General features: G+C 48.6%; 16 protein-coding genes. 12 read left to right on the forward strand and 4 right to left on the reverse strand.

Going from position 1 to position 19,222, the window contains the following annotated elements; genetic code table 11:
• Nucleotide 1 precedes the first annotated feature (1 nt).
• The 12 genes from L0B52_RS00295 to L0B52_RS00350 all read left to right on the forward strand — a co-directional run bounded on the left by L0B52_RS00295 (nucleotide 2) and on the right by L0B52_RS00350 (nucleotide 14,602).
• Nucleotides 2-811, forward strand: a complete 810-nt coding sequence (locus L0B52_RS00295; RefSeq protein ID WP_235064550.1) for a cell division protein FtsQ/DivIB — start codon at nucleotides 2-4, stop codon at nucleotides 809-811.
• A gap of 12 nt (nucleotides 812-823) precedes the next feature.
• Nucleotides 824-2,032, forward strand: coding sequence for a cell division protein FtsA (gene ftsA, locus L0B52_RS00300; protein WP_235064551.1), 1,209 nt, complete (start codon nucleotides 824-826; stop codon nucleotides 2,030-2,032).
• Between the two features lie 21 nt (nucleotides 2,033-2,053).
• Nucleotides 2,054-3,124, forward strand: coding sequence for a cell division protein FtsZ (gene ftsZ, locus L0B52_RS00305; RefSeq protein WP_235064552.1), 1,071 nt, complete (start codon nucleotides 2,054-2,056; stop codon nucleotides 3,122-3,124).
• A gap of 4 nt (nucleotides 3,125-3,128) precedes the next feature.
• A complete protein-coding gene (lpxC, locus tag L0B52_RS00310; RefSeq protein ID WP_235064553.1) occupies nucleotides 3,129-4,058 on the forward strand; it encodes a UDP-3-O-acyl-N-acetylglucosamine deacetylase in 930 nt (309 codons plus the stop codon).
• 96 nt (nucleotides 4,059-4,154) lie between these two features.
• Nucleotides 4,155-5,252, forward strand: coding sequence for a prephenate dehydratase (pheA, locus tag L0B52_RS00315; protein ID WP_235064554.1), 1,098 nt, complete (start codon nucleotides 4,155-4,157; stop codon nucleotides 5,250-5,252).
• Nucleotides 5,253-5,314: 62 nt separating this feature from the next.
• Nucleotides 5,315-6,199 (forward strand): prephenate dehydrogenase/arogenate dehydrogenase family protein, encoded by an 885-nt coding sequence (locus tag L0B52_RS00320; RefSeq protein WP_235064555.1) that lies wholly within the window; start codon nucleotides 5,315-5,317, stop codon nucleotides 6,197-6,199.
• 10 nt (nucleotides 6,200-6,209) lie between these two features.
• Nucleotides 6,210-7,526 (forward strand): 3-phosphoshikimate 1-carboxyvinyltransferase, encoded by a 1,317-nt coding sequence (gene aroA / locus L0B52_RS00325; protein WP_235064556.1) that lies wholly within the window; start codon nucleotides 6,210-6,212, stop codon nucleotides 7,524-7,526.
• Nucleotides 7,519-8,187, forward strand: a complete 669-nt coding sequence (cmk, locus tag L0B52_RS00330; RefSeq protein WP_311195356.1) for a (d)CMP kinase — start codon at nucleotides 7,519-7,521, stop codon at nucleotides 8,185-8,187. The genes aroA and cmk overlap by 8 nt, the downstream gene beginning before the upstream one ends.
• A gap of 29 nt (nucleotides 8,188-8,216) precedes the next feature.
• On the forward strand, nucleotides 8,217-9,887 hold the full coding sequence (gene rpsA / locus L0B52_RS00335; protein ID WP_235064558.1) for a 30S ribosomal protein S1: 1,671 nt from the start codon (nucleotides 8,217-8,219) through the stop codon (nucleotides 9,885-9,887).
• Between the two features lie 55 nt (nucleotides 9,888-9,942).
• On the forward strand, nucleotides 9,943-10,221 hold the full coding sequence (locus tag L0B52_RS00340) for an integration host factor subunit beta (protein WP_235064559.1): 279 nt from the start codon (nucleotides 9,943-9,945) through the stop codon (nucleotides 10,219-10,221).
• On the forward strand, nucleotides 10,221-10,814 hold the full coding sequence (locus L0B52_RS00345; RefSeq protein WP_235064560.1) for a thermonuclease family protein: 594 nt from the start codon (nucleotides 10,221-10,223) through the stop codon (nucleotides 10,812-10,814). The genes L0B52_RS00340 and L0B52_RS00345 overlap by 1 nt, the downstream gene beginning before the upstream one ends.
• 140 nt (nucleotides 10,815-10,954) lie before the next feature.
• Nucleotides 10,955-14,602 (forward strand): UvrD-helicase domain-containing protein, encoded by a 3,648-nt coding sequence (locus L0B52_RS00350; protein ID WP_235064561.1) that lies wholly within the window; start codon nucleotides 10,955-10,957, stop codon nucleotides 14,600-14,602.
• Between the two features lie 21 nt (nucleotides 14,603-14,623).
• On the opposite strand, the gene L0B52_RS00355 is transcribed toward L0B52_RS00350, so the two are convergent.
• The 4 genes from L0B52_RS00355 to map all read right to left on the reverse strand — a co-directional run bounded on the left by L0B52_RS00355 (nucleotide 14,624) and on the right by map (nucleotide 19,214).
• Entirely contained in the window at nucleotides 14,624-15,553 is a 930-nt protein-coding gene (locus L0B52_RS00355) for an AEC family transporter (protein WP_235064562.1), read from the reverse strand.
• Between the two features lie 13 nt (nucleotides 15,554-15,566).
• Nucleotides 15,567-15,749 (reverse strand): hypothetical protein, encoded by a 183-nt coding sequence (locus L0B52_RS00360; protein ID WP_235064563.1) that lies wholly within the window; start codon nucleotides 15,747-15,749, stop codon nucleotides 15,567-15,569.
• Between the two features lie 140 nt (nucleotides 15,750-15,889).
• Nucleotides 15,890-18,445 carry a [protein-PII] uridylyltransferase gene (glnD, locus tag L0B52_RS00365; RefSeq protein WP_235064564.1) on the reverse strand — a complete coding sequence of 852 codons (2,556 nt, stop codon included), beginning with the start codon at nucleotides 18,443-18,445 and terminating at the stop codon, nucleotides 15,890-15,892.
• Nucleotides 18,420-19,214 (reverse strand): type I methionyl aminopeptidase, encoded by a 795-nt coding sequence (gene map, locus L0B52_RS00370; protein ID WP_235064565.1) that lies wholly within the window; start codon nucleotides 19,212-19,214, stop codon nucleotides 18,420-18,422. Before map ends, glnD begins: the two co-directional genes overlap by 26 nt.
• Nucleotides 19,215-19,222: the final 8 nt, after the last annotated feature.

Consider the following 19,222-nt stretch of genomic DNA (forward strand, 5'->3'; position numbering starts at 1 on the left):
AATGATGGTGCGGCGTAAACACAACAAACCCAGAACATCAGTCAGTGTGCCGCTGCAAGAGCGTACGCTGGGACATTTGATTGCTGCGGTGATTGAAGCAGGCTTCATCCTTATCTTGGTGATTGCTTTGTTTGTGGTTGGGTTTTTCGCTTATAAACGTTTTACCGAGGAAGCTTTTTTTCCGTTACAGCGTTTAATTATTGCCGAACCGCTGCGTTATGGGGAAACGGCAACCATTGAAGATGCCGTGTTAGCCCAAGGTGAAAAAGACCTGCTCCATTTTGATGTCAATCGACTGGCGAGCGAGATTAACGCGTTGCCTTGGGTGAAAAGTGCTTCGGTGGAAAAACGTTGGCCGGATGCGGTGTATCTAAACATCAATGAACGTATACCGGTGGTACGTTGGAAAAACGACTATCTTGATAAAGATGCGGTGCGTTTTAGCCTGCCGTACCCGCCACGCGATGAGCTGCTGTTTATGCTTTCAGGGCCTGATGGCTCTGAACAGAAAGTACTGCAGCGCTATCGTGAAATGGAGCCGTGGTTACTTGGACAAGAAATCGTGCCGCAAGATATTCGTCTTGACCCGCGACTGATTTGGCATATTGGGTTGGCTGGTGATATTGATGTGATTGTTGGGCGTGATCAGCTCAATAATCGTTTAAAAAAGCTGGCAGAAGTGTATCAGCGGATCATTAAACCGTATGGGCAATATGTTCAAACCGTGGATTTGCGCTATCAAGATGGTTTTTCGGTGCGCTGGAAACCAGGCGTGGTGCCGAAGCCGCAAACGGATAATAACGAATCATGAGAAAGGTAGTCTATGAGTGAACAATCAATCCGCGTTGTTGCTGATTTAGGTAGCCAGTATATACGCGTGGCGGTCGTAGAGGCCAACGCTGATGCGCCTTGTGCTGTATTGGGTCGTGGCGTTGCTGAACCTAGCGGGATGCGCCATGGGGTGATTGTTGATATGCAGCGTCTATGCGATGCGCTCAGTCGTGCAGTTGGTGATGCAGAGCGTGAATCGGGCTTAAAAATTAACGGTGCGGTGTTTAATATTGGCGGCTCTGATGTGCTGGCGATGAACAGTGAAGCCGTGATCAGCGTGCGCCATGCGCGTAAGGTGGGCGAGGCTGAACGTTCAGAAGTGATCAATGCAGCACGCGCGCAAGCGATCGATGGGCGCTATCATATGCTCCACGCCTTACCACAGCATTATCGCGTTGACGAACACGAAGGCATTGATAACCCGATCGGCATGGTCGCCGATACATTGGGTGCGTATTTGCATATTATTCAGGTGCCACGCCATCAAACCGAGAATATCGAACAATGCGCCGATGAAGTGGGGTTGAGCGTTGAAGGGTATGTGTTTAACGGCTTTGCAGGATCAAAGTTATTACTCAACGAAGAAGAAAAAGCGCTCGGTGCGTGCTATGTAGATATTGGTGCAGGATCACTCGATTTTATGGTGTGGTATCGTAACCAACCGCTGCATTGCGGTAGTCTACCGATTGGTGGTGAGTATGTGTCGAGTGATATCGCACAAGTCTTACGCACCCCACGTAATTACGCCGAACAAATTAAGTGCCACTACGGCTCACTTGAGAATACGCACACAAACCAAACGGTGAGTGTGCCGAGTACGGGACGGCGGGACGATAAAACGGTGCCACTCTCACAAGTTAATGAGATTATTCGCACACGCTATGCTGAATATTTTGCGATGTTATCTAAAGCGCTGCATCGTGGCGGTTGTCGCGAAATTATTCGTGGCGGCATTGTTTTAGGCGGTGCGGCAGCGAACATGCCAGGCATTGACACATTTGCAGCGAAACAGCTCGGTGTGCCTGCTCGAGTGGCGGAGCTTCCTTATATACCGGGGCTAGACGCCCAAGAACGCGCGCTTGGTCATTGGAATAACTGTATGGCGATGGCGGATGAACTTTATCATCCTTATGCGCAAGGCATCTGGTTAGAGAGGCGTAAAAAAGGTATAATCGACAAGATTATGGAATTATTAAAGTAACAACGGTGCGCAGAGGACTCTATGGCTTTTGAATTAATGGATGAACAAGAAAATATGCGTCATGTGCTGATTAAAGTCATCGGCGTTGGCGGTGGCGGCTGTAACGCAGTTCGGCAAATGATGGATTTTGACTTTGAAGGCGTTGAATTGATCAGCGCGAATACCGATATGCAAGTGCTGCAAAAAAGCCCGATTCAAACCAAATTACAACTTGGCGTGCAAACCACCCGCGGCTTGGGTGCAGGCTCTAAACCCGAAGTAGGTCGCCGTGCGGCAGAAGAAGACCGCGAACGCATTCAAGAAGTCTTAGCTGGTGCCGATATGGTGTTCGTTGCGGCGGGTATGGGTGGTGGTACCGGGACTGGTGCCGCACCTGTAATTGGTGAAATTGCTCGCGATATGGGGATTCTAACTGTAGCGATCGTCACCAAACCGTTCCACTTTGAAGGCGCTAAGCGGATGCAGAAAGCTGAAGCCGGCTTAGAGCAGTTGAAAAAATCCGTCGATTGTTTGATTGTGATCCCGAACGATCGAATTTCCGCAGTGATGGATGATGATGCGCCATTATTGGATTCGTTTAAAACCGTTGATGATGTGTTGAAAAACGGCGTTCTAAGCTTGGCGAACGTGATTCAGCGCGATGGTCTGATCAATATGGACCTTGAAGACGTGAAAACCATTATGAGCGAACGTGGGATCGCAATGATGGGCACTGGTGAGGCTGAAGGTGAAGACCGTGCACGGGCGGCGACTGAGAAAGCCATTTCTTCACCACTGTTGGAAAATATCGATTTGTCGCGCGCACGCGGCTTGTTGGTGAACGTCAGCGCGAATGCCTCGATGAAGAAAAGCGAATATATTGCCGTTGGTGAGTTGATCAATAGCTTGATTGATGAAGACTTGGTCAACGTGAAGCTCGGCTTGATGATTGATGAAGAGCTTGGTGATACCTTCCGCGTGACCGTGGTTGCTACTGGGATTGGTAGTGATCCGGTGGATGAGGGTTCTGATGGTAATGCGATTAGCGAGCCAGCCGATGACGATGATTACATTAATCTGAATATCCCGGCTATTTTACGGACTAAGGTTTAAATCGATGCTCAGACAAAAAACCATTCGCCGTCCGGTAGACGGTTCGGGTATTGGTTTACATAGCGGAAACCGTGTCGATATGCGCTTATTACCAGCGCCGATTGATAGCGGAATTGTTTTTCGTCGCAGTGATTTGACCCCGGCGGTTGAGATTCCAGCAAATGCCGATTTGGTGCGCGATACGATGCTGTGTACCGCGTTGGTTAATGCTGATAACGTCCGCGTGGCCACCATCGAACACCTTATGTCTGCGCTCTATGGTTTGGGCATTGATAATATTATCATCGAAGTCAGTGCGCCGGAAATTCCGATTATGGACGGCTCTGCTGCGCCTTTTGTCTATTTATTGCAGCAAGCCGGCATTCAAGAACAAGATGCGGCTAAACGCTTCATGGAGATTCTCGAGCCGATTGAAGTGCGCGATGGTGATAAATGGGCGCGTTTAGTGCCGTTTAATGGCATGCGTTTTGATTTCACGATTGATTTTACCCATCCGGTGTTCCGTTATCGCAACGCGCATATTCGTTTAGATGTGAATACCCAAGACTACGTGCATGAAATTAGTCGCGCGCGAACCTTTGGCTTTTTGCAAGATATTGAATATTTACACAGTAATGGATTGGCGCTTGGTGGCAGCTTAGATAATGCGGTTGTGGTCGATGAATTTCGGGTGATGAACGAACGTGGCCTGCGCTACGATGATGAATTCGCCCGTCATAAATTGCTCGATGCCATGGGTGATCTGTACCTCATAGGTGCGCCAATTCGCGGTTGGTATGTTGGCTATAAATCTGGGCATGATTTGAATAATAAACTTGCTTTAGCGATGCTTGAGCGCACCGATGCTTGGCGTTGGCGAGAAGTTGATGGCGCTGAAGGTGCATCAGATACATCGGTTGATCCATTACTTAATGGGCAATTACATTACCGCTAATCATTGAACGTCGGTGGCTGTCATTTTAAGGTCACAGGGGCTTAATCGTTTTGATTATAATGTTAATGCCAAAAAGAAAGCCTTGAGAGAGACGATATGACAGACAACGCCAAACCCTCTTTAGAAACGTTGCGCGAAAAAATCAACGCACTTGATGCAGAGATTTTAAACGCGTTATCAGCACGAGCGCGCTGTGCGCAGCAGGTTGGTGAAGTAAAGCGGGTTAATGAAGGCGAGCAGATTGTCTTTTATCGTCCTGAGCGTGAGCGACAAGTCCTTGAGCGGATCCAAATGCTCAACCAAGGGCCTTTATCTGATCAAGAAGTGGCACGGTTATTCCGCGAAATAATGTCCGCATGCCTGGCGCTTGAGCAACCACTACAAATCGCTTACCTTGGTCCTGAAGGCACGTTTACCGAATCTGCCGCACTCAAACAATTTGGCCATAGTGTGTGCACGCAACCCAAACGCAGTATTGGGGATGTGTTTAAAGCAGTTGAGCACGGCGATTGCCATTATGGGATTGTGCCAGTTGAAAATTCCACCGAAGGAATGGTTACCCATACGCTTGATATGTTCGTCCATTCTTCGTTGGATATTTGTGGCGAAGTTCAGTTGCGTATTAGCCAGAATTTACTCACGTTTGCCCAGGATCCAGCGGAGATTGAGCGTGTCTATTCACATGGGCAATCGATCGCGCAATGTCGCGCCTGGCTCAACGAGCACCTGCCCAATGCCGAGCAAATTCAGGTATCGAGTAATGCTGAGGCGGCAAAACTGGCTAAGACGGATACCAAAGCGGCAGCGATAGCCGGCAAAATGGCGGCAGAGCGCTACGAGATGCCGATTCTTTTTACGAGCATCGAAGACGATGATAACAACACCACACGCTTTATTGTCATTGGCCGGCAGACGATTGAAGCATCCGGTAAAGATAAAACCACGATTTTAGTTTCTTCACATAACCAGCCAGGCTTATTGTTCCGCTTGCTTGAGCCGATTTCACGCCACGGCGTCAATATGACACGGATTGAATCTCGCCCAAGTCGCAAAGGAATGTGGGAGTATGTTTTTTTCATCGATTTGGAAGGCCATCGTGACCAGCCCAATTTGGCTGCATTGTTTGAAGAACTTCGTGGTGAGGCGAGTTTGTTTAAGGTGCTTGGTTCTTACCCAACTTCGGTGCTGACCTAAGTCGATACGATGGTTGATTTCAGCATAACATTGATGGTTATCCGCTTGGTTAGGAGTCTCTCATGAGTGAACAAGCTTCATTAGGCACCGTAGCGATCGTTGGCGTCGGTTTGATCGGTGGATCATTAGCGCTGGCGTTAAAAAAAGCTGCTGTGGTGGATGCAGTGATTGGCGTGGATCAAAGTCGTGGTGCATTGCATCAAGCGCTTGATTTAGGCGTTATTGATGAGATTGGTGAGTGGTCTGACTTAACGCGTGCGGATGTGATTGTTTTAGCCACACCGGTTGATGCGCTATTTAGCGTGTGTCAGGGCTTACATGATTTGGATTTGCGTGCAGGGGTGGTGGTTACGGATGTTGGTAGCACCAAAGGTTCTGTGTTAGCAGCGATGCGTGAGGCTTATGGTGAGGTGCCAGCGTGGTTTGTGCCGGGTCATCCGATCGCTGGACGTGAACGAAGCGGGGTTGGCGCCGCGGCCGCTGACTTGTTTCATCAGCACAAAGTCATTGTGACCACATTGCCCGAAACCGATGATGCGGCTTTAGGTGTGGTGAGTCGTATGTGGCACGCGACTGGTGCACTCGTGAGCTTCCTATCTATCGATGATCATGATGAGGTGTTAGGGGCGACCAGTCATCTACCGCATGTGTTGGCCTATCTGTTGGTCGATATGCTCAAAAAAGATTTACACCATGAAGAGATATTTTCTTACGCGGCGGGAGGCTTTCGTGATTTTACGCGTATTGCCTCAAGTAGTCCGGTGATGTGGCGCGATGTGTGTTTACATAATCCAGAGGTTCTAAAGCGCCTAATCGCGAATTACCGTAGCCGTCTGGTCGCCTTTGAACAGTTGCTCGACGATGGCGATGGCGAGCGTATCGAGGCGCTGTTTCTCGCGGCTAAACGTGCGCGTGATGCACATTATCAGTTAGACAACGAATCATAAAGGGAAGACGATGACGGCAAACAATTGTTGGCGCACAGCGCCGGCGGATGCGCTTAATGGTGAGATCACTGTGCCAGGGGATAAATCGATTTCTCATCGCGCGATTATGCTCGGTGCGTTGGCTGAAGGGGTGAGCGAAGTGAGCGGTTTTCTCGAAGGTGAAGACTGTCTCGCCACCATGCACGCTTTTCAAGCGATGGGCGTGCCGATTCATCACCATGGTGAAGGCAAAGTGACGATCGAGGGTCAGGGTTTGCAGGGTTTAGAAGCACCTGATCAGGCGTTGGACGTGGGTAATTCCGGTACCAGTATGCGCTTGATGGCAGGGGTTCTTGCCGGACAAGCTTTTGATAGCGTATTAGTCGGTGATCATTCATTAATGCGCCGCCCGATGGCTCGGGTGACTGAACCTCTAAACAAAATGGGTGCACGTATCCACACCAGTGAAACCGGTACCGCGCCTATTGCCATTCAAGCAGCACAGTTACGCGGTATTGACTATGCTTTGCCAGTCGCCAGTGCGCAATTAAAATCGTGTTTACTGTTTGCGGGCTTATATGCGCAAGGGCGAACGATGCTGCACGATTGCGGGGTGAGCCGAGATCATAGCGAACGCATGCTACAGGGTTTTGGTGTCGATTTAATTATTGATGGGACAACGATTGGTATTGAAGGTGGACAGCGTTTGCGCGGCAGAGAAGTGGTTGTGCCGGGCGATGTCTCATCGGCGGCGTTTTTCATCGTTGCAGCGTTGATTGCCCCACAAGCGGATGTGCTCATTCACAATGTCGGGATGAACCCAACCCGCGCCGCTGTGATTGATATTTTGCAGGCAATGGGTGGCGATATTACCATACTTAATGCGCGTGAAAGTGGTGGTGAACCGGTAGCGGATTTACGGGTTAAATCTTCGCAACTGCGCGGTATTACCATTGATCCGCGCCTTGTGCCGATCGCCATCGATGAGTTTCCAGTGATTTTTGTTGCGGCAGCGTGTGCACAAGGGGTGACGCGCGCGACTGATTTGGCCGAGCTGCGGGTAAAAGAAAGTGATCGTTTGGCGGTTATGGCTGCTGGATTACAGGCGTGCGGTGTACGCTGTGATGAAGGTGAATCTAGCTTGACGATCGAAGGTGGAGGATTACTTGGTGGGGCAACGATCGATAGCGATGGTGATCATCGTATTGCGATGAGTTTTGCGGTTGCCGGGGTAGTTGCGCGTGAGCCGATTACGATTAACAACTGCGCCACAGTCGCATCTTCTTTCCCGAATTTTCGCGAACTCGCGGTTTCGTTGGGGATGCACATCGAGGTGAATGATGCGTAAAGTGATTACCGTTGATGGCCCAAGTGGGGTTGGCAAGGGTACGTTGTGTCAAGCCTTAGCGCGCGATTTGGGCTGGGCGTATTTAGACAGTGGCGCGCTCTATCGATTGTTGGCTTTAGCGGTATTACGCGAAGATCTGCGTGACGGTGATACACAGGCACAAACCGATTTATTGGCGCGTCTGTCAATTGATTTTGCCACCACTGATACTGGCGTGGCCGTGTTACTCAATGGTGAGGATGTGACCAGTGCGTTGCGTAATGAAGACTGTGCGGCGATGGCTTCTGAATTGGCAGCAAAACCCGAAATTCGTGCGGCGTTACTCGATAAACAGCGTGATTTTGCTGCTGATGAACCTCTGGTTGCTGATGGCCGCGATATGGGGACTGTGGTCTTTCCGCAAGCCCCACTCAAGATTTATCTCACCGCTTCAGCAGAGGTTCGCGCGCAAAGACGCTATAAGCAGTTGAAAGAAAAAGGTGATTGTGTTAATTTATCGCGCCTGACTGCCGAGATTGCCGCGCGTGATGCGCGTGATTCTAACCGGGCAGTCGCGCCGCTCAAACCAGCTTCGGATGCGGTGGTCATCGACACGGGTGCTTTGTCGATTGAAAGTGTGCTCAGCAAGGTGAAAAGCTTGGTGAGCGAGTTTATTCGTTAATTTATTTATTCAACCAGAGATTTTTATTCATGGCAGAAACATTTGCAGAACTTTTTGAAAAAAGTATCGAAAACACAGAACTCAAGCCGGGTTCAATTATTAAGGCAGAAGTTGTTGAAATCGGAAAAGATTTCGTTGTTCTCAACGCAGGCCTAAAATCAGAAGGCTTCATTCCTTTAGAACAATTCACTAATGATCAAGGCGAGATGACCATCGCGGTTGGTGATGAAGTGGAAGTGGCATTAGAAGCCCTTGAAGATGGTTTCGGTGAAACCCGTATTTCACACGAAAAAGCACAACGCATCCGTACTTGGGAAGTGTTGGAGCAAAAATTCAACGATGAAGAAACCGTTACTGGCTTGGTGTCTGGTCGCGTTAAAGGCGGCTTTACTGTGGATGTGGAAGGCGTTAAAGCGTTCTTGCCAGGTTCTTTGGTTGACGTACGTCCGGTTAAAGATCCAGGACAAATCGAAGGCAAAGAGATTGAGTTTAAGGTGATTAAGCTTGATCAACGCCGTAATAATATCGTGATTTCACGTCGCGCGGTGCTTGAGCATGAATACCGTGCTGAGCGCGAAGAAATCCTTAAAAACTTGCAAGAAGGTGATGTGGTCAAAGCAGTGGTTAAAAACCTCACTGACTACGGCGCATTCTTGGATCTTGGTGGTGTGGACGGCTTGTTGCACATTACCGATATGGCGTGGAAGCGTATTAAGTACCCATCAGAAGTCGTTAACATCGGCGACGAAGTAGAAGTTAAAGTATTGAAGTTCGATCGTGAGCGCGCTCGTGTATCACTCGGCTTGAAACAGCTTGGTGCGGATCCTTGGGGTGACATCGCTGAGCGTTATCCAATGGATAGCAAAACCAGCGGTAAAGTCACCAATATCGCGGATTACGGTGCGTTTGTTGAAATCGAAGACGGCGTGGAAGGCTTAGTTCACGTGTCTGAAATGGATTGGACGAACAAAAACGTTAACCCACGTAAATTTGTAGCCGTTGGCCAAGAAGTTGAAGTGATGATCTTGGAAATCGATGGTGAACGTCGTCGTATTTCACTCGGTATGAAGCAGTGTCAAGCGAACCCTTGGCAAGAGTTTGAGAAGAATTTCAACAAAGGCGATCATGTAAACGGTCAAATTAAGTCGATTACTGACTTCGGTGTATTCATCGGTTTAGATGGCGGTATCGACGGTTTGATTCACTTGTCTGACCTTTCTTGGGATGAGGCTGGTGAAGAAGCGGTTCGTGCGTATCAAAAAGGTCAGGATATCGAAGCGGTTATCTTGGCAATTGATGCCGAGCGTGAGCGTATTTCACTCGGTGTAAAACAACTCACCCAAGACACCTTCTCACAATTTGCCAGCGCTAATGGCCGTGGTTCATTGGTTACTGGTCATGTGGTTGAAGTGGATGAGCGTCAAGCAGTTATCCAGCTTACCGATGAGATTACCGGTACATTGAAAGCCGCAGAAGCAGCGATCGAACGTGTTGAAGATTTGAGCAAAATCTTAAGCGTTGGTGATGAAGTGGAAGCGAAAGTCATTAATGTTGATCGTAAGCATAAGAACTTCAGCCTCTCTATCCGTGCGAAAGATGTGGCAGAAGAGAAAGCAGCGATTCAAGACTATACCCGTAAAGACAGCCAATCAGGCACCTCGCTCGGCGATATTTTCAAAGAATTAAACGCTGACGATTAATGATTGTGGTGGCGACTCGCTCGCCACCTTTACCTGTCTGCAAGGAGATTCCACTATGACTAAATCAGAACTTATCGAACGTTTGACTTTGCGTTATCCTGAGATGCGTGCGCAAGATGTGGAAGAATCGGTGAAACTCATCATCGAAAAAATCTGTCAAACCTTAGAAAAAGGTGATCGTGTTGAGATTCGCGGTTTTGGCAGTTTTTCATTGCATTATCGCGATGCTCGAGTCGGGCGAAATCCGAAAACCGGTGAATCGGTCAAGGTGCCAGCAAAATCTATCCCGTATTTCCGTGCGGGTAAAGAATTGCGCGAACGCGTTGATTTCTAATGACGAACTATCGGTTTCGATCGATCAAACAGCGCCTTAGGGCGCTGTTTTCATTTGCCGGCAGCGGATTTGTGCTGCTGGTTAGCGGCGTGTTGTTGATTCTGATTGCCGCTTATGCCTGGGATCGTGGATTACTGGCGGATTTTGATGCGTCAGTTTTACCACCAAAAGTGGGCATTAATACACAATATGATTGTCGTTTATTATGGATTGATGATGGCGACAGTATTCATGTTCGTTGCGATCAAGAGCAGTGGCGGGTACGTTTGCTCGGTATTGATGCGCCTGAGATGGGGCAAGCACCTTGGGGTGCACGTAGCAAAGACGTATTAACTGAGCTACTTAGTGATGAACTGACCTTGCGCACTCATGGACTTGATGTGTATCAGCGGGTGCTGGCTACGGTGTATGTCGGTGAGCAAGATATTAATTTACTAATGATTACCCGTGGTGCAGCAGTCGCCTATAGAGGCGACGATACCCCTGATGCGTATTACTCTGCTGAGCGGATCGCTAAAGCACAAAAACTTGGCATTTGGGGGCAGCCTGGTGAGCAGCAAGATCCCAAGCGTTGGCGGCGCTATCATTTATAGTGATCTGTAGCAAAATCGATGATCATTTAAAGCAATGAGCGTGCTAGACTTACAGGCTCAGTGCACGGTTAGCTCACAAACAAAGCGATAAGCTAACAGTACCGATTATTTAACGAAATAGCACAGGCGAGTAATACCTTATGACGCAGATTCCCGCTCTAAACATTGCTCTAAAAGGTAAAGCCCTTATTGAAGCATCAGCTGGGACTGGGAAAACCTGGACGCTAAGTGGGATATTATTGCGTTTATTGGTTGAAGATAAGCGTGAACCGCGAGAAATTATTGCCACTACTTTTACTAGAGCGGCCGCAAGTGAGATGCAAACGCGCGTGGCTGAACGGTTGGCACATTTGCGAGGCTTGTTGGTTTCGATCTTTTTAAACTATCAGCAAGACAACACTTTTTTAGGCGATGACGGGCTGAGCGCACGAATCGAGGCCTATTTAGATCAGCTTGTCCTTCAGGCAGGTGATCAGCAACAGGCTGCCGAAGACCATATTAATCGACATTTATTAATCAACGCAGCCAATCAAGGTATCCATGGGCTGATTGAGGCCTATACCTATTGCTCATTAGCATTGGTTGATGTGGATAAGCTCTTTATTGGGACGCTTGATAGTTTATTTCAACGTTGGTTGCGAGAGCTGGCGTTAGAAAGTGGCGTAAGCCGTATTCAAATCAATACCGAAACTCAAGCATTAGAGCAACTCACCCATCACCATCTTCGCCAATTTTATCAGCAGCAGGCGAGAGAGAATCCTGAATTACTGAATCATTTAGATCAGAAAAACACCTTAGCACTCGACAAATACACCGATACCAGCAAAAGTGCCCTCGGTTATGGCTATGCACCGTTTTTACGGGTCCCTAAGCAGGACTTTGACCGTGAGGTATGGCGCTCGAGCATTGACGCATTGCAACGCTTTGATGAGAACGATGTCGCTGAATTGGTGATGTTACTTGATGACGGTAAGCGGCAGAAATGGTTGAGTGGTCGTAATGGTTCGTTGGCTAGCTATTACCATGAGCTGCCCAATTTGTTCTGTGATGCTCAGCAAGGTTTAGTTGTTGTTACATTCAAAGGGCTGGCGAGAAATATTATAAATGCCACCGACCCAGAAAGTAGCGTATTCAACAAAGCTGCTCCAGATGACTACCGTAAGAGGATTAGTGAACATCGGTTGCTGGTTACTTTGCGTGCTTTTGTCGAACAACAGCAACAGCTTGAACAAGCAGCGGATATTTTGCAGGCACAAAGCGTTATCGATAATGTGCAGTATGTACGTGAACATTTGCCCGATGTATTACAACAAGCCGGTGAAACTACCTTTGACGCGTTACGTGATCAGCTCAGCGCTGCGCTTCATGGTAAACAAGGTGAGGCGTTGGTTGCCTATATTGCACAGCGTTACCCAGTGATCCTGGTCGATGAAGCGCAAGATTTGAACGCAGAACAGAGCGCTTTATTAGAGCGCGTGTATTTTCGCGATAACGTCTCGGGCTTTTTCTTGATGGTGGGTGACCCCAAGCAGGCGATTTATGGTTTTCGGGGCAGCGATGTGGCGAACTTTCGTCAGTTACGCAATAAAATTGATCCGGCGCAGCGTTATACACTTGATACCAACTTTCGTTCTGCCCATCGCTTGATCGAAGCGCTCAATGAAGCCTATGCGCACACAGCAACAGATGCCCTTGGTGAAGATATTAGCTATCAGAAGATGCAGGCGAAGCATAGCAATGATCGTCTGCGAGCTATACTCAACCGTGAAGGTGGGAATATTCAAGCGCCACTATTATGGTTAAAGAGTAAGGATGCTGGGCAAGCGCTTGAACAGGTGCTTGAGGTGGTACAACGTCTTACTGATCCGCATAGCCAGTATATCCGTCAAAATGAAGACGGAACGCTTACCACAATTCGGGGTCAGGATATTTTGATTCTGGCCAGTGGTAATAATAAGCTCAAAGAAATTGAAGCGTTACTCAACGCTAATCATATTGCGACCGAACGTCAAGCGGATCATAATTTATTTGAGCAAACGATGGCTGAGGAGTTACTAGCATTGATGCAGGCGATGCTTTCTTCCGAACACAGCGGCTTATTACGTCGCGTGCTCTGTGGGCCATTATATGGGCTCGATTATCATGAGCTTTATGCCTTAGAAAGCGATACCAGTAAACATTGGCGCTGGGATGATTTACGGCAGCGTTTCCAAGAAGCGGGCGCTATCTGGCGGGAGCATGGTTTATTGAGTGCGCTACAATCGTTGCTTCCACAAAAAAATCACCTTGGACGTAGTGTGTGGACGCAGCTTGCTGCGCAACAAGCACCGCAATGTTTTCGCGATTTATTGGATTTGCGCGCATTACAGCAGGTGATTGCTGATCATGAGCAGCGGTTGCGTCCGCGCCAATTTATTGATTGGTGGCGTGAGCGGCTCGATGAACCACCCAACAATGAATGGGCATTATGCCCACCACTGCCAGGCGTTGATGCGGTGCGGTTGATGACCATCCATAAGGCTAAAGGCTTACAGGCGCCGGTGGTGATTGTGGTTGCGCCCAATCCCTCTAATCGATCAAACCAGTTTTCGGTTGGCACATTGCATCAAGACAATACGCTCTATCTAAGCGCGACACCTAAAGATCCACGGTATGCGCCACAGATTGAGCAAGAAGCGAAAGCTGAGCAGCAGCGTTTAATCTATGTCTCGCTCACCCGTGCTGAAGATTTATTGGTGGTGGTGTATCAAGACAGGAGCATTGATGCGATTACAGATTTAGCAGCAACAAGTGAGCAGGCAAGCTACGCACTGCGCGCTGATGAAGAAACGCTTGCTGGGTGTATCAGTCAAGACCAGCCTTTAGAAAGCAATGTTGCGCAAGAAGTTGTCGAGCCTCTGCTTAATCCTCTCCAAGAGCCCAAGGCGAGCGGTTGGCGTAAAACCAGCTTTAGTGCGCTCAATCGCTTGCTGGTACGTGATGAGGCATTGGCCGTGTACGATGACCGCGCTTTTGAACTACATGGTGAAACGCAAGAGGCGGCTGAGTATGACAATGTTGCGCTCCCATTTCGCTTTGCACGCGGTACTGAGGCAGGTTCGTTTTTGCATGAAGTGTTAGAAAAGGTCGATGGGCAATATGCCGCGCATTGGTCAGTATTGCTCACGCGATTGCTGGATAAATATCATTTGCTCAGTATGTATGAGTCAGAGATTACTGGCTTAGAAAGCTGGCTTAAGCAGTTGGTGGATAGCCGATTAATTGGTGGGTTAAGCTTGGCGCAGTTGGCAAAGGCTGACCAACAGCGTGAGTTAGGCTTTTCGTTATCACTCAATTCACGTGATCGACTGCCGATTAGAGAGATTAATGCGCTTTTTGCCCAGTGGGGTAAGCCGGTTCAACTCAATGCCAACGACCAGCGTTTATACGGATTTTTACGCGGAGAAATCGATTTAGTCTATCGCCATAACGGGCGTTATCATGTGGTGGATTACAAATCCAACCATCTAGGTTATGAGGCCAGCGATTATTGTGAAGCCAAAATGATTGAAGCGATGGATGAGCATCATTATTGGCTGCAAGCCGTGATTTATCAGCTGGCGTTGCACCGTTTACTGCGCACACGTCTTGAAGGTTATGACCCAGAGAAACATCTTGGGCCGGCAGAATATTTCTTTATTCGTGCCGCAGGGGCAGATGACCCGACTTTAGGGCATCTACGTGTGGATATTCCCACAGAATTGGTCGTGGCCCTGGATGGTTTACTGGCTTATCGGCAAGCCTCTTAATCAGCTTGAGTGATAAGTCGCCTAAGCGGCGACTTCAAGTAGCATCAGCCATCCGGCGAGGGTAAGCATCGACAAAATCGTTTGGAGGCTAATCACTGCCGCCATTAAATCGGCATCACCACCAAGCTGTTTGCTGAGAATATAGCTCGAGGTAGCGGTTGGTGTGGCAGCAAAAACCATCACTACAATTAACAACGCACCCTCAATGCCGATAACCCAAGCGAGGAGCCAGGCCAGCGCTGGCACGATAATTAAGCGCAGTAGGGTGGCGCCAGTGAGTAAGGTAATCTGTCCACGCGCCCAATATTCAACCAGTAATTTTAGGCGCACATTGGCGCCAATGGATAGTAGCGCTAAAGGCAATGCTGGGCGCGCAAGCAGTTCAGCGGTATCGAGCAAAATCGATGAGATGCCGATAATGTTGAACAGAAAGCCGGCTAATGTGCCAAGAATTAACGGGTTGGTGATTAATGAATGGGCAATATTGCCTAATGGGATACGCGCGCCACGACGGGTGAAAAAGCTTAAGACGCTGCATACGTTGATCAGTGGGATGACGAGTCCGGCAAAGACCGCAGCCAGCGCCAGTGTGTCATTTGACCAAAGGGCGGCAATAATGATGAAATACACATAGCTGTTAAAGCGAACCAAGGCCTGATAAACGCTGCTCTGAGCGCTGGAGTCTGCGCCTGTAAAGCGTACAAAAGCGACCACCAAAATGGCGGTAAAGACAAAATAGCCGAGTAAGAACCATAACACCGACTGCCAAGGCACTTGCGCTAAATCGACTACGGCAATTTTGCCAATCAGTAAGGCTGGAAAGAGGACAAAATAAATCAGCTTATCGCTGGCAGCCCAAAAGGTTAGCGGCAAAAAATCCAGGCGACGTAAGACTTGTCCGAGAATAAGTACCAAACAAATTGGCAGAATGGTGGCGACGACTAATCCCATGATAGTTGCGTGCTTAGAGCTTGATTAACACATAAACCAAGGCAATCACGCCAGCCATTAAGAGCGCAAATGTCCCCCAATATTGCGGCGCTTCTTTACTGCGTTGCATCATTTCTTTAATGCCGCCACGGTTGCGGTAAATCATCCAAATAAAAAATACAGCGACCGCAGCCGCGCCAATGCTACCCCAGTTCATAAGCACTCCTAAAAATCTTTTTCCAGTTGACATAACCAAGGTGGCGATTCAATCGATCCGAGCTTGGTTGCGTGATTTTGCCTATTATAAAACTAACACAACCCACGTTGATAGGCTGATTTGCCGATTCTCACATCACGCTAATCGAGCAGCTCATGCAAGCGATCTCGGAGTTGTTGCAGGGTGGTGGTATCCGTGATTGCTTGATGATTGGCATCAGTAAGGTAAAACGTATCTTCGACTTTCTCACCTAAGGTGGCGATTTTCGCATGCGCAAGATGGATGCCTTGTTCTAAAAAGACGCGACTGATGAGTGAGAGCAGACCATGACGGTCTTTGCACGTTAAGTGCAAAATGGTGCGGTCGTGCTGAGCGTCCTGCTCAATGTCGATTTTGGTGTGGGTGTTGAAATGCTGCAGTGGCGTGCGACTGAGGCGTTTACCAAGCGGCTTAGGCGCTTCCTGATTAATGATGAAGTGTTGCAGTGCACTGACGTGGCTCTCGGTGAGCGGGAATTGTTCGTTTAAGGTGTATTGCTGGATGGCGAGTGTACCATCTTCGCTACGATATAAGCGGGCTTCGACGATATCCAGATCGTGACGTTCCATACAGTGTGTGGCGCGGGCAAAGAGTATATCACTGGCGCTTGGTGCGCTGATAAACAGCCTTGGTGGACTGGATAAGGTTTGGCTGACCGCAGGTTGTACGCCATGCTCGAGTAAATGCACAGTTTTCGCGGCAATCACCACCGGTTCTTCGTTTAAGAAAAATGCCTCTGGTAAGTTATCCCAGCAGCGACGGATATCGGTAGGGTCTGCATCAAGCACTGCCAAGGTCTCGTTTTGTGCGTGGGTAATTTGCGCGGCAATATCCGGTGGGGTGTTTTTAAGTGCGTTGACGCTAAGCCGGTAGAGGGTAAAGAGGAGATTGGCACGCCAGCTGTTCCATAGCGTCGGACTGGTCGCGGTAATATCGGCCATAGTTAGGAGATATAGCGCATCTAAATAACGTCGATCAGGGAATTTGCGGGCAAATTCGCTGATCACTTCAGGATCGGTAAGGTCTTTTTTCTGGGCAGTGAGCGATAAGCTCAGATGTTCTCGGACGAGGAAAACCAGTAAATCGCGCTCCTCAAGGTTTAGGGCGTCATTTTCAGCGGCAAAATTGGCTGCCATTTCGGCGCCTATATCGCTATGATCACCGTGATAGCCTTTGCCAATATCATGAAACAATGCGGCGAGATAGAGCGTTGCTGGCTCGCGGAAGTTAGTGAGTAGTTCGTGCGCTTGCGGGTAGTCCTCTTGTGGTTCTTTAAAGCTATCTAGCACACGAATGAGATGGAGGGTGTGTTGGTCGACGGTGAACTGATGAAATAAATCATATTGCATCCGCCCGACGGTATGCCAGAACGTTGGAATATAGCGGTATAAAATCCCAAAGCGCAGCATGCGGCGCAACTGCTTATGCACATCGCCGCTGTGATTGAAGATTGCCAAAAAGGCACGACGGATATCGTTATCGTGGCGGAATTCTTGAGTGATGATTAGGTCGCGTTCACGGTGGATCTGTCGCGCGAGGTCAGGATGTAAGCCGTTTATATTGGGATGCTCTTGTAGCCGTTGGAAAATACGCCACAATAACTCGGGATGTTTTTGTAAATCATCGGGGCGACGCAAAGTGAGTCGCCGGTGTTTATAACAAAACCAATTGTCGATAATCGTCCCAGGATCGGCTTTTTCGTGCGCGATTTCGATTATTTTTACAACCAAACGGTTGATGCGACGAATACGACGGCTGTTGCGGTAATAAAAGCGCATAAACTGCTCGATCGCTTGATTGCCGGGCAGGTCTTGGTAGGCAAAAAGCTTGGCAATCAGTTTTTGTTGCTCAAACGACAGGCGGTCTTTTTGTCCTTTACTGAATAAATGTAGGGCGTAGCGAATACGCCATAAACGTTCGCGGCATTTTATTAATTCGGCGTATTCTTCTTGGGTTAAAATCCCTTGGTCGATGAGGTTGGCATGGCTATGGCTGCGATAGCAAAAGGCGTTTATCCAACCGATCATGTGAATATCGCGCAGACCACCCGGGGCGATTTTGATATTAGGTTCTAAGCGACCCATTTGTTCTTGCTTACTGTCGCGATAGCGGCGCTCATCGAGTTTGGCTTGAATGAAATCGGCGGCGCTACATTGCTCGCGCAGGTGGGTCATAACCGTGTTTAATTCAGCTGCATCACCAGCGATCAGTCGTGCTTCGAGTAGGGCGGTCAGGTGGTCTAAATCGTCACGAGCATCATCCAAACATTGTTGTGCGGTGCAGACATGTTGCGCGATGTCATGGCCTAATTGCCAGAGTAGGTGAATGAAGGTGCTGATCGCTTGATCGCGTGCGTCATTGCTTGTTTCATCGACTAAAATCAATAGATCAATGTCTGATCCTGGAAAGAGCTCTTTTCGACCGTAACCACCAAGGGCGACTACACTGACCGGATAGTCTGCTAAAGCACGGTCAAATAGTGCGCTGATGATGGTGTCGATTTGTGTGCATTGATGCTCTAATAAGGCACAGACATCAAAATGTCGTGCCATTAATGGGCGTTGTGCCTCAGCAAGGGCGTGTAAAAACTCACAAGCGGCGTTGGCGATCGCTTCACCGCTTGCTTGGTTTTCAGGATGAAAGGTCGGTAGATTCACGTTCTTTGGCACTCAAGGTAAAGATTTCATAGCCGTCAGCGGTAACCGCCAACATATGTTCCCATTGTGCGGATAGTGAACGGTCGCGGGTGACCGCGGTCCATTGGTCGCCAAGGATTTTCAGTTGTCGCTTACCAGCGTTGATCATCGGTTCAATCGTAAAGGTCATGCCTTCTTCGAGTACTAAACCTTCACCCGCTCTGCCATAGTGTAAGACTTGTGGGTCTTCATGAAATTGTTGGCCAATGCCATGACCACAAAATTCGCGTACCACAGAAAAACGCTCTTTTTCGGCAAAGCTTTGAATGGCGTGTCCGATGTCGCCCAAGGTGGTGCCGGGTTTCACGATCTCAATGCCACGCCACATTGCTTGGTAGGTGATATCGACCAAGCGTTTGGCTAGTACGCTTCCTTCACCAACGATGAACATCCGACTGGTGTCACCATGAAAACCATTAGGTTCAATCACCGTGACATCAATATTGACGATATCGCCATTTTTAAGTTTCTTCTCAGACGGAATGCCGTGACAGATCACGTGATTGACTGAAATACACGTCGCTGCAGGAAAGGGTGGATCACCATAACCTAAGCACGCCGGTACGCAACCTTGCACATCCGTGATATAGCTGTGGCAGCGTTGATCGAGCTCGCTTGTGCTCACACCCGGTTGAACATAGGGCGTAATCATATCCAAAACATCGGCTGCAAACCGGCCTGCGGTACGCATATGGACTAAATCTTCGGCGCTTTTTTTAATAATCGACATAAACTTTT

Source organism: Suttonella sp. R2A3 (genome assembly GCF_021513215.1).
Lineage (GTDB): Bacteria > Pseudomonadota > Gammaproteobacteria > Cardiobacteriales > Cardiobacteriaceae > JAHUUI01.